12 protein-coding genes are annotated in these 10,711 nt (G+C 42.3%); all 12 read right to left on the bottom strand.

The genetic code is table 11. The annotated features are described in order from the left end of the window. Positions 1–2: 2 nt before the first annotated feature. The 12 genes from AC6IZR_RS05155 to rpsP all read right to left on the bottom strand — a co-directional run bounded on the left by AC6IZR_RS05155 (position 3) and on the right by rpsP (position 10,691). Entirely contained in the window at positions 3–851 is an 849-nt protein-coding gene (locus AC6IZR_RS05155; RefSeq protein ID WP_462128464.1) for a DegV family protein, read from the bottom strand. A gap of 3 nt (positions 852–854) precedes the next feature. Next, complete coding sequence (locus AC6IZR_RS05150; RefSeq protein WP_003001888.1) at positions 855–1,229, bottom strand: DUF1149 family protein; 375 nt, start codon at positions 1,227–1,229, stop codon at positions 855–857. A gap of 132 nt (positions 1,230–1,361) precedes the next feature. Beyond that, positions 1,362–3,329 carry a PTS fructose transporter subunit IIABC gene (locus AC6IZR_RS05145; RefSeq protein ID WP_497848168.1) on the bottom strand — a complete coding sequence of 656 codons (1,968 nt, stop codon included), beginning with the start codon at positions 3,327–3,329 and terminating at the stop codon, positions 1,362–1,364. Beyond that, positions 3,326–4,237, bottom strand: a complete 912-nt coding sequence (pfkB, locus tag AC6IZR_RS05140; protein ID WP_462128462.1) for a 1-phosphofructokinase — start codon at positions 4,235–4,237, stop codon at positions 3,326–3,328. The genes AC6IZR_RS05145 and pfkB overlap by 4 nt, the downstream gene beginning before the upstream one ends. Next, positions 4,234–4,977 carry a DeoR/GlpR family DNA-binding transcription regulator gene (locus AC6IZR_RS05135; RefSeq protein ID WP_003001800.1) on the bottom strand — a complete coding sequence of 248 codons (744 nt, stop codon included), beginning with the start codon at positions 4,975–4,977 and terminating at the stop codon, positions 4,234–4,236. Before AC6IZR_RS05135 ends, pfkB begins: the two co-directional genes overlap by 4 nt. A 227-nt stretch (positions 4,978–5,204) precedes the next feature. Beyond that, a complete protein-coding gene (locus AC6IZR_RS05130; protein WP_497848167.1) occupies positions 5,205–7,526 on the bottom strand; it encodes a CAP domain-containing protein in 2,322 nt (773 codons plus the stop codon). 138 nt (positions 7,527–7,664) lie between these two features. Beyond that, positions 7,665–8,381: a tRNA (guanosine(37)-N1)-methyltransferase TrmD gene (gene trmD / locus AC6IZR_RS05125; RefSeq protein ID WP_003007469.1), complete on the bottom strand. Its 717-nt coding sequence runs from the start codon at positions 8,379–8,381 to the stop codon at positions 7,665–7,667. Beyond that, a complete protein-coding gene (gene rimM / locus AC6IZR_RS05120) occupies positions 8,371–8,889 on the bottom strand; it encodes a ribosome maturation factor RimM (protein ID WP_070675786.1) in 519 nt (172 codons plus the stop codon). The genes trmD and rimM overlap by 11 nt, the downstream gene beginning before the upstream one ends. Positions 8,890–8,925: 36 nt before the next feature. Continuing rightward, on the bottom strand, positions 8,926–9,708 hold the full coding sequence (locus AC6IZR_RS05115) for an alpha/beta fold hydrolase (protein ID WP_070675480.1): 783 nt from the start codon (positions 9,706–9,708) through the stop codon (positions 8,926–8,928). Between the two features lie 75 nt (positions 9,709–9,783). Continuing rightward, positions 9,784–10,116: a MazG nucleotide pyrophosphohydrolase domain-containing protein gene (locus tag AC6IZR_RS05110; protein ID WP_003001737.1), complete on the bottom strand. Its 333-nt coding sequence runs from the start codon at positions 10,114–10,116 to the stop codon at positions 9,784–9,786. Positions 10,117–10,158: 42 nt separating this feature from the next. Then, positions 10,159–10,398: an RNA-binding protein KphA gene (kphA, locus tag AC6IZR_RS05105; protein ID WP_003001620.1), complete on the bottom strand. Its 240-nt coding sequence runs from the start codon at positions 10,396–10,398 to the stop codon at positions 10,159–10,161. A 20-nt stretch (positions 10,399–10,418) separates the two neighbouring features. Then, a complete protein-coding gene (rpsP, locus tag AC6IZR_RS05100) occupies positions 10,419–10,691 on the bottom strand; it encodes a 30S ribosomal protein S16 (protein WP_003007475.1) in 273 nt (90 codons plus the stop codon). Between the last annotated feature and the right edge of the window lie 20 nt (positions 10,692–10,711).

Genomic DNA, 10,711 nt, shown 5'->3' with positions numbered 1-10,711 from the left:
CCTTAAACGATGGGGATATACCCGACTGCTAAGCTATGGTCACCTAAGTGCGTCCCAATCACCCCTCCAAAGGTAGCAAAAGGAATATCACCTTCCACTCCTTCTTCAATGAGCAGTTGGCGAAGTGCTTCTGCTTTTTCAGGGACATTGGCATGGATGACAAAGACTTGGTAATGACCATCTGCGATATCTGATACAACAATCTCTACCAAGCGTTTCATGGCTTTCTTTTCCGTCCGGACTTTCTCAAAGACCTCAATCACGCCTTCATCATTAAAATAAAGTATAGGCTTGATGCTTAAGAGGTTCCCAAGAATAGCAGCCCCATTTGACAGACGACCACCTTTAACCAAGTGGTTCAAATCATCCACCATGATATAGGCAGAGGTTCCATCAATCTGGTGTTGGACATTGGCAACAATCTCATCGAAGGAACGACCTTCACCAGCCCATTTTAAGCAGTCTTCTGCCATCATTCCTAGAGGAGCACTGGTGATTTTTGAATCCGGAAATTCGACGGTCAAGCCTTCGAATTCGTCCTTCAAATATTGGATATTTTGGTAGAAACCAGAAATACCAGATGACAAGAAAAGACCGATAGCATGTGTATAGCCCTTAGCTGTCAAACCAGATAAGACTTCTTCTAACTCTGCCACACTCGGCTGGCTAGTCTTTGGCAATTCCTTAGACGCAGCCATCTTTTGGTAGAACTCATCGTGTGTCAGGTTCTTCCCTTCAACATAAGACTCCCCATCGATATAGATCGGGATCTCTAAAATAAATAAGTCGTCGTGATGGAGTACGTCTTGCGTTAAATAGGCAGACGAATCGGTGATCACTGCTAATTTCATTGATTAAAACTCCAAATTAATACCCGGTAAATCGAGGGCAATTTCTGTGACTTCATAAGTCAAACGGTTGAGCATATTCAAGCAAGGGCGAGCCAATTCTTCCACTTCGTCTTTGCTGAATTCACTTGGTTCATTGACATAACGGCCAAACAAGTGGTTGATTTGAGTGATGGTTCCGCTGATCACAAAACCGTCAAAAACGATCATGTAGCTCAAGATCACAATCAAAGAAGTCGTGTTTTGTTCTTGATCACGATTGATCAATTGAAAGTTTACATCTACTTTTGTTTCAGGGATGCCATTTTCTTTTTCCCACTCAAAATTACGAGCGTCATAGTGGTATTGGCTGACAAATTCTTTTTCACGTTGAATATCCATTTTTATTCTCCTAAAAATATGCGATAGGCTTATTATATCATAATTCAGCTCAAGATACCAACGTAGAATGAGGTGATTTTTTCGCTAGTACAAAAAGAAAAGGTTGGAAATTTCCCAACCTTTTAATCATGTTTAGTTTTTAGGTTTGCGAAGCAATCCGAACAAGATACCACTTACGACTGCACCGATCAATACGAACAAGATGTAAAGAAGTGGGTTTGATGTAAGAGCGATAACGAAGATTCCTCCGTGAGGAGCCATGAGTTTCAAGCCTGCAAGACCAACAAGAGCACCTGTCAATGCTGAGCCTGCGATGAAGCTAGGGATGGCACGAGCTGGGTCAGCTGCACCGAAAGGAATGGCACCTTCTGTGATGAAGGAAAGACCCATGACAATGTTTGTCAAACCAGAATCGCGTTCTTCTTGTGTGAATTTATCTTTAAACAATACAGTTGCTACGAATACTGCCAATGGAGGAACCATACCAGCTGCCATAACAGCTGCCATAACAATAGAACCACCTGAAGCAACAGATTCAGCAAGTGTACCTGTAGCGAAGACATAAGCGGCTTTGTTAACTGGTCCACCCATATCTACAGCCATCATACCGCCGACGAGAAGTCCAAGAAGGACAGCTGAGCTACCTGACAAGCTTGAAAGGAAGTTGTTAAGACCAGTATTAATAGCAGCCATTGGAATATTGATGAGGAACATCAAGAATCCTGTCAAACCAACACCAAGCAATGGCAAGAGAAGGATTGAACGGATACCATCGAGTGAACGTGGAAGACCTGCAAGGGCTTTGCGAAGTAAGAGAACAACTCCACCTGCAAGGAAACCACCTACCAAAGCTCCAAGGAAACCTGATGATACGGCTGCTGGTAATTCACCTTTAGCAGCACCGTAGGCGATATTTCCAAATGCTGACCCTGAGCTAGCAATAGATCCAGCGATAAACCCTGCTACAAAACCAGGTTTTTCAGCGATTGAGAATCCAATGTAACCTGCAAGTACAGGAAGCATGAAGCCAAAGGCTACACCACCAATTGTTTTAAATTGTGCTGCTAATACATGATAAGAACCAAGACTAGACAATTGATCTTGAGGAACACCAAGAACTTGGTCAATCAAGAAGGCTAGGGCGATCAAGATACCACCACCGATAACGAATGGAAGCATTTGAGAAACCCCACTCATCAAGTGTTTGTAGAAGGCTCCACCCAAGCTCAATTTTTCTTGGCTAGCGCTAGCTTGGGCAGCATTTTCAGCGTGGAAGACATCTGCTTTGCCGTCCAAGATGGTTTGGATCAATTCTTCTGTCTGACGGATACCAGCTGCGACTGGTTTAGAGATCAATTTTTTGCCATCGAAACGAGCGATTTCAACTGCTTTATCTGCTGCAATAATGACCCCTTCAGCTTTTGCGATTTCTTCAGCTGTCAAGCGGTTGCCGACACCAGATGCCCCGTTGGTTTCAACGCGGACCGTAACACCCATTTCTTCCCCTTTTTTGATGAGGGCTTCTTCTGCCATGTAAGTGTGGGCGATACCTGTTGTACATGCTGTAACAGCAACGATGAGAGGTTTGTCAGATGAAGCTGCTTCTTTGACCGCTTCTGCTTTTTTCGCTTCTTCAGCTGCAGCTTCTTGCTCTTCTGCATCAAAGGCTGCGATCACTTGATCAGGAGTCCTTGCTTGGCGAAGTTTGTCTGCAAAACCTGGTTTCATCAAGTACTTAGACAATTCAGCAAGGGCTGCCAAGTGAGTGTCATTTGCTCCTTCTGGAGCTGCGATCATGAAGAACAAGTCAGTTGGTTGGCCATCAAGCGAAGCATAGTCCACACCCTTGTTTGATTTTGCAAACAAGACTGTAGCTTCTTTAACTGCTTCATTTTTGCTGTGGGGCATGGCAATTCCGTCACCCAAACCAGTTGAAGTTTGTGCTTCACGGTTCATGATTCCAGCCTTGAAGGTGTCAAAATCTGTCACCACGCCATTGTCAACGAGCGATTGAACCATCTCATTGATTACGCCCTCTTTATCTGTTGCTTGAAGATCAAACAACATAACGTTTTTATTTAAAACGTCTTGAATTTTCATATTTTTTCTACCTCTACTTTTTCATAAGTTTCTTTTATATAGTCAGCTGTCGCCAAATCATCTGAGAAGGTGGTCGCTGTTCCACAAGCTACGCCCCATTTGAAAGCTTCGATGACGTCTCCCGTCGTTGCGAGCTTCCCAGTGAAGCCTGCTACCATGGAATCTCCAGCCCCTACAGAGTTCTTCACTTGACCCTTGATTGGTTTTGCGAAGTAAGTTCCGCTTGGACTGACGAGGAGAGCACCATCACCCGCCATGGAAATAATGACGTTTTGTGCTCCTTTGGCTAAAATTTCTTTAGCATAGCGTTCAATTTCTGGCAATTCCGTCAAGGTAACTCCAAAAATATCTCCCAACTCATGGTTGTTTGGTTTGACCAATTGGGGATTGAACTCCAAGGAATCAATCAAGGTTTGCCCTTCAAAGTCGCAAACCACTTGCGCACCTGTCGCACGAGTTCCTGCGATCAATTGTTTGTAAACGGCATTCCCAAGTGAAGATGGGGCAGATCCTGCAAAGACTACCACATCATCTGCTGTTAAGCTCGATAAGATGTTGAGCAATTCTTGCAACTGAGCTTCTGTTACTTCTGGGCCATTCCCATTGATCTCTGTTTCCTCATCAGCTTTGATCTTGACATTGATCCGTGTATCTTGGTCTACTGTCACAAAGTTGGTTGAAATGGCTTCGCTAGTCAATACGTCTTCAATGAAGCGTCCAGTGAAACCACCGATAAATCCAGTCGCTGTGTTCTCGATATCGAGACGTTTCAAGACACGACTGACATTGATTCCCTTACCACCGGCGAATTTATCTTCCGAAGCCATCCGATTGACCGCTCCAGTCTCTACATGATCGAGACGGACAATATAGTCAATTGCTGGATTCAGTGTTACTGTATAAATCAAACCTCTATAACCTCCGTTTTTTCTTTTAAAACCTTTAATCGTTGCGGTTCACATTGATTGGTGATAATCATGGCTCGCTTGATAGGAGCCACTTTGACAAAGGATGTCACCCCAATTTTCGAATCATCCGCTAGGATATAGGTTTTTTTCGCATTTTCGATAATCGCACGCTTGACAGATCCTTCTTCCAGGTCTGGAGTGCTGTAAAATTCATCATCGATTCCATTCATTCCAAGAAAGGCCTTATCAAAGTTCAACTGACCGATCTGATTGAGCGCAATCCCTCCGATACTAGCATCTGTAGAAGATTTTACCTTTCCGCCGATGATGACCGTTGGAACATTTCGCTCGACCAACTTGGTCGCATGGTGAATCGAGTTGGTCACCACGGTTACCGTTGGATTGACAATTTCTTGTACCAAAAGTTCATTGGTCGTCCCAGCATCGATAAAGATCACGTCATGATCTTTAATCAATTCCGCTGCTTTTACCGCGATTTTTGACTTAACTTGAATGTTTTTGATAGATTTTTCTTTATTGCTTTCTTCCTCTTGAAGAAAATGCAGGCTTTCCGCACCGCCGTGAACCCGGCGAAGTTTACTTTCAGCTTCTAATTCATCCAAGTCACGTCGAACCGTTGATTCAGACGTCCCCAGCTCTTGTACAAGGGTTTCTAAGGAAACAAACTTTTCCTTCAGTACCTTCTCGAGGATGAATTGTTTTCGTTCAGACTTAAGCATTTCTCCTCCTTTTGCAATCGATTACAAGGACTATTATACTCCATCTCCAAAAAATGTCAACACTTTTTGTCATTTTCTATCATTTTCTTTCAAGAATTCTAAAATTGTACAAAAAAGAGCAGGAAAGAACTCATTTTGTTAAGCGAGTTCTTTTCCCACCCTCATATATCTTCTTTTAAGAGTTTAAGCAATAAAGTGTCTAAGCATCCACTCTATCTTCGTATGTCTTAATCATTTTTTGATGATTGTTTCTTTTTCTTGAAACCAAACAATCCAGCAAGTAGCCCGACGGCAACACCTGTTGTTGCTACTGCATATTTGGAGGAATCAGATCCAGCCACAGCTTGGCTGTTTTCTTTTTTCGGTTTGATTTCTTCTACCTTGGCTTCTTGTTTTGGAGCTGGAGTAGCTTTTGGTGCTTGCACTTGTGGACTATTGGTAGTTGTTGGAAGAACCGTTGGTCTATCCGAGAAAGTTGTTGGATTGCTTGAGCGGATATCCATTGGCATATCTGCTGCTTCTAAAATAGCTGGATCCATTCGTGACGCTAGATCTTCATATTGGGAATTCAACAGTTCCACGACACTTTGATAAGATTGAAGAGTTGTGAATTCTGCTTCCAATTTTTCTTTTTTATTTTCCAAATTAGCCACCGCAGCAGATAAAACTGATTGGGCTTTGACCAATAATTCTGGAGCGTTTTTAAAGTCAGAAAGACGTTTTTCAGCAGCAACCAGACGTTCTTGCGCCGCCTTCAAGCCCTCATGCGCTTCTTGAACGACTTGGGCTTTTTCTGCTTCTTCTGCTTTTAAACCATCTAATTTCTCACGCGCAGCTGCCAACAAATCTTTCGCTTTTTGAAGGGCTGCTTCTTTTGGTTGGATCGCTACTTCAATCCGACCTCGAGATACATCAAGAGTCGCCTTCGCCTTTTCAACCGCATGGTCCTTGCTAACGAGAAGAATCTTGTAATTTTGGATGGTCTTTTGGACATTGGCCATCTCTACTGCCACATTCGAATTGGCATGGCGGGCATCTTCTAACTTACCTTGCAAGATAATGATTTGAGACTCTTGATTGGCCTTGTCCAGCTTGAGATTAGCGACTTCATCAGATTTTGCTTTCACATCTGATCTTGTCGTCGTGGCCCCAGCTCCCTGACGCAATTGGTAAGCGAGTGCACTGGTTGACACTGCTGAATTGACCGGGCTGTGTAAGAAAGCTGCTTCTGACATGGCATTACTTGGGTCATAAGCGACTGATAAAGCTGTCGCTTTGTTGTCTACCATTTGGAGGTAGTGACCAACCTTAGCAAAGGCCTCAGCACCAATCTTCATATAGATATCGTTGGCATCGATTTGAGTTTCGTCTGTTGGTAGACCATATTGAGCCGCTACTTCTTGATAAGCCGCTTTTTCATTGTACCAAAAGTCAACCGCACCAGCAGGTGAGAAGCCATAAGCGATGTTCTCGTTTGGCAAATACTTAAACATATGCCAGTTGGCTTTTTTGAAGTATTCCAACTGTACTTGACTGGCTGGAAGGGAATAGGGATCCAGTTCCAATTCAGGCAAACCGGCATTGCGACGATAAGCGTTGATAGCATCAGCAATTTCAAGTGCTCGGAGGTTAGCTTGCAAGGATCCAGACTCTCCAACCGTTAAGCCGTCTTCTTCACGACCACGTTTGTAGAGGGCTAAAGCGCTCGCTGCAGCTTCATTGCCATTGTCTGCTAAGTGTTGCAAATAACCTTCATAAGTCGCTTGACTCAACTGAACTGGGCTATTGGCCGCTGCTTGTTCTAAGGCTGCCAATTCTGCTTCCTTGGTAGCGATGACCGCTTTCAAATCTGTTAGACGCGTTTGAGCCAGTTGAATGTCGTTCTCAATTTGAGCCACAGTATCTGAGCCAGTTTGCTGACTCGCTTGCAAGGTTGCAAGATGATTCTGAGATTCTCGGATACTTTGCTCGACTTGACTTTGCTCCAACAAAGCCTGGTTGAGTACATTCTCATCATTTGAAATCGGTGCTTTGGCTTGGTTCAATTCATTTTGTGCTACATCGACCAAAGATTCCTGAGCAGTAACCTGATTTTCCTGTTGACGAACAGCCTCTACGACTTGGTCATGAGCAGCTTCTGCTTCTCGAACCTTATTTTCTTCAATAGTCACATAGGCTTGAGCCACCTTGACGTCATTTTCTGCATTCTGAACTTGGGCATCCGAAGTCGTTGCGATGAGGTTTTCCGCATCCGTCACTTCTGCTTTCTTTTCTTCCAGTTCTTGTCCAGCAGCCTTGACTTCTGTTTGAGCATCGATCACTTTTTGCTCTTGGTAGTGGACATCTTTCACCACTTGCCCTTTTTGAGCTGTGATTTGCTTCAACTCATCAACTGTAATTGGTTTTTCAACTACTTCCGTGCTGTTGGTTTCTGGATTTTCATTTTGCTTGACCTCTTCGGCATTTGCTTTGTGATGAAACATACCAGATAGGACTGTTGTTGCAGCAATCCCAGTCGTGAAAACCGATTTTCCTAATTTCTTTCCCATTAAACTCACCCCCAAAACTTAATCATTTTCTTGAAGTTTCTCTACCCCTTAGCATACCACATTTTGTTACCAATAACTAGTAGGTTTTAAAAGTTTTTTTCATAAATTTTTGAGGCAAAAGAAAAACAGCTGACGCTGTTAGTCTTCTTGTTTAATTTGTTCCAACATCTTCTCTTCTTCTGCTGTCAACTCATAGTTTTCTAGCAAGTCTGGACGACGTTCTAAGGTCTTTTTCAAACTCTGATAGAGGCGCCACTGACGGATATTTTCATGATGGCCACTCATAAGAACATCTGGAACTGTCATTCCTCTGTATTCATAAGGCCGGGTGTATTGAGGATACTCTAAGAGACCAGAGGAGAAACTGTCATCCTGGTGACTGGATTCTTTTCCGATCACCTCTGGAATCAAGCGGACTGTCGCATCAATCATGGTCATGGCTGCTAGCTCACCGCCCGTTAGAACATAATCTCCCAGAGAAATCTCATCTGTCACCAAGGTCTTGATCCGTTCATCGTAGCCTTCATAGTGGCCACAGATAAAGATCAATTCCTCTTCCTGAGCTAATTCTTCAGCATAGGCTTGGTCAAAAGTCCGACCAGCAGGGTCCAGTAAGATCACGCGTGGATTCTTCTTCTCAATGGCATCAAAGGCATCAAAAATCGGTTGAGCTCGTAGAAGCATGCCTTGCCCACCCCCATAGGGTTCATCGTCCACATGGCGCGCTTTCTCCGCATTTTCACGGAAATTATGGTAGTTGATCTCGAGAAGTCCCTTTTCACGCGCCTTGCCGACGATAGAATGCTCCAAAGGCGAAAACATCTCTGGAAAGAGGGTTAAAATATCAATCTTCATCGTCTAACCCTTCTAAGATGTCTACATCCACACGATTTCCAGGGATATCGATATTTAAGACGACTGGTGGGATATAAGGCAAGAGAAGATCTCGTTTGCCTTTTCGTTTCACGACCCAGACATCATTGGCACCTGGTTGCAGGATTTCCTTGATCTGACCGATTAGCTGGTCATTTTCATAAACATCAAGGCCGATGATCTCATGGTAATAAAACTCGCCATCCTCCAAATCTGTCAAGTCTTCTTCTGCAACCTTGAGGCTAAATCCTTTGAATTTCTCGATGGCATTGATATGGTACATATCCTTAAACTTGATGATATCGAAGTTCTTGTGCTTGCGGTGACTGGCAATGGTCACCGTTTGGACAAACTGATCCTTCTCATCAAAGAGAGCCAACTCTGCTCCCTTTTTAAAGCGCTCATCCGCAAAGTCTGTCACAGACAAGACCCGCATCTCTCCTTGTAATCCTTGGGTATTAACAATTTTCCCAACGTTAAAGTAATTCATTTTATTCACTACATTTCTCTTTTAATTAATTTATCTCTACAGTTCTCTAATAAGAGCTGCAATTTTTTCCGATTCTGACCAGTGTAGATAGTGGTGGTTTCCACCTAGAATGAGTTTTGTATTAGAATTCCAATATTCTGAATCTCTGTACTCTTTTTCTCTATACGCCTGACAAAATACGAAAACAGGAATATTATCTGCTAAGGACAAACTATCAAAATCTTCAGCGGTAATAGTTACAGATATCTGAAATCCAGGAACTTGCTTTTCCAATTCTAAACCCTTTTCTTCCATCAATTCCCAAATCAGTCTATCAGTTTCAGGTTCAAATGTTGCTTGAGTTAGTCCCTTAAAATAATTTTCCGGACCACATTCTTCAATCATCCTCATTTGCTCTTCCATTTCTGGATAAGGATTTTTTGAAAAATCAGCAAACATTATTTTTTTTGTTGTTGGTTCAATTGCTATCAAAGCTTGACACTTAATTGGTTTACTCATTAACTTTAAAGCCAAAACACCACTTAAACTATGAACACAAAGTATGTAATCAGAAATTTCCAACCCTTTCAGGATTTCGAATACCGCTTCAACAAGATTATCCAAATTAAATCCTGTTTGACTATGAATCGGACTCCTACCTGTATTCGGAAAATCAATCGTTAAGTAACCTATTGAAGAAGGAAGTTTTTCAAGTATTGGTAGAAAATTTTCATAACTCGGTATCAAACCAGCACCATTTAAACAAACTAGTACTTTATTTCTCTTTTCATAAGTAACAGAGAGACAACCAATCTTTGTAGTTACTTCAAATCGGTTCATATCAAAACAACCCTTTCTAAACAACAATTCACTTAACATTCTTAGGTTTTATTTTATCACGTTCAGAGGATTTTCTCAAATGCTCTTTTCTGCTAGAAACTGCTCCAAATCTTGTTCATGCTGATACTTGATGGCTGCCTTCTTGTCTTTTTCAAAAATGGTCTTCGTTAGGTCGATATGGTTAATAGCTGCAATTGCCACTGTGTAGTGAATGATATCTGCCAACTCCTTTGCCAATTCCTCGTTTGAATCTTGGACCCCCTCTTTTCTACCTGAACGTCCATTTAAAACCTCAGCGACTTCTCCAACTTCTTCTACTAGTTTGATAAAAAGTCCTTCTTCTGTTCTAGATTGTTGATAATGATCAAGTAAGTATTCCTCTAGTTGTCTGACTGTTAAATCTCTCATTCCTTCTCCTTGCAACAAAAAAACGGGACAAAGCCCCGCCTTTTATTTTTCGTCAATAACGATTCTTACTTTTTTATCTTCAGTTGGGACAGAGTAGACAATCGTTCTTATCGCAGAAATGGTGCGACCTTTCCGACCGATTACACGACCAACATCGCTAGGATCAAGGTCAAGGTGATACTCCAAGAATTCAGGAGTATCTTCGATCTTGATGGTTAAAGCATCCGGTTGTGAAATCAAGGGTTTCACAATTGCAATAATGAGATTTTCAATCGTATCCATACATCAACCTACTTAAAAAATTATTTTGAGAATTTAGAATCGTGGAATTTCTTCATCACACCAGCTTTTGAAAGGATGTTGCGAACTGTATCTGAAGGTTGAGCTCCATCAGCCAACCATGCAAGAACGCGATCTTCTTTCAAAGTTACTTGGTTTTCTTCAACAAGTGGATTGTAAGTTCCAACTGTTTCGATGAAACGTCCATCACGTGGTGAACGTGAATCTGCTACGTTGATACGGTAGTAAGGTTTTTTCTTAGAACCCATACGAGTCAAACGAATTTTAACTGCCATTTTTATAAGTCTCTTTTCTA

The organism is Streptococcus mobilis, assembly GCF_059727625.1.
This window is presented reverse-complemented; position numbering and strand designations above follow the sequence as displayed.

Excerpts from the sequence above, each read along its gene's own strand:
- AC6IZR_RS05155 (WP_462128464.1), bottom strand. The coding sequence starts at position 851 with ATGAAATTAGCAGTGATCACCGATTCGTCTGCCTATTTAACGCAAGAC.
- AC6IZR_RS05150 (WP_003001888.1), bottom strand. The coding sequence starts at position 1,229 with ATGGATATTCAACGTGAAAAAGAATTTGTCAGCCAATACCACTATGAC.
- AC6IZR_RS05145 (WP_497848168.1), bottom strand. The coding sequence starts at position 3,329 with ATGAAAATTCAAGACGTTTTAAATAAAAACGTTATGTTGTTTGATCTT.
- AC6IZR_RS05135 (WP_003001800.1), bottom strand. The coding sequence starts at position 4,977 with ATGCTTAAGTCTGAACGAAAACAATTCATCCTCGAGAAGGTACTGAAG.
- AC6IZR_RS05130 (WP_497848167.1), bottom strand. The coding sequence starts at position 7,526 with ATGGGAAAGAAATTAGGAAAATCGGTTTTCACGACTGGGATTGCTGCA.
- trmD (WP_003007469.1), bottom strand. The coding sequence starts at position 8,381 with ATGAAGATTGATATTTTAACCCTCTTTCCAGAGATGTTTTCGCCTTTG.
- rimM (WP_070675786.1), bottom strand. The coding sequence starts at position 8,889 with ATGAATTACTTTAACGTTGGGAAAATTGTTAATACCCAAGGATTACAA.
- AC6IZR_RS05115 (WP_070675480.1), bottom strand. The coding sequence starts at position 9,708 with ATGAACCGATTTGAAGTAACTACAAAGATTGGTTGTCTCTCTGTTACT.
- AC6IZR_RS05110 (WP_003001737.1), bottom strand. The coding sequence starts at position 10,116 with ATGAGAGATTTAACAGTCAGACAACTAGAGGAATACTTACTTGATCAT.
- kphA (WP_003001620.1), bottom strand. The coding sequence starts at position 10,398 with ATGGATACGATTGAAAATCTCATTATTGCAATTGTGAAACCCTTGATT.
- rpsP (WP_003007475.1), bottom strand. The coding sequence starts at position 10,691 with ATGGCAGTTAAAATTCGTTTGACTCGTATGGGTTCTAAGAAAAAACCT.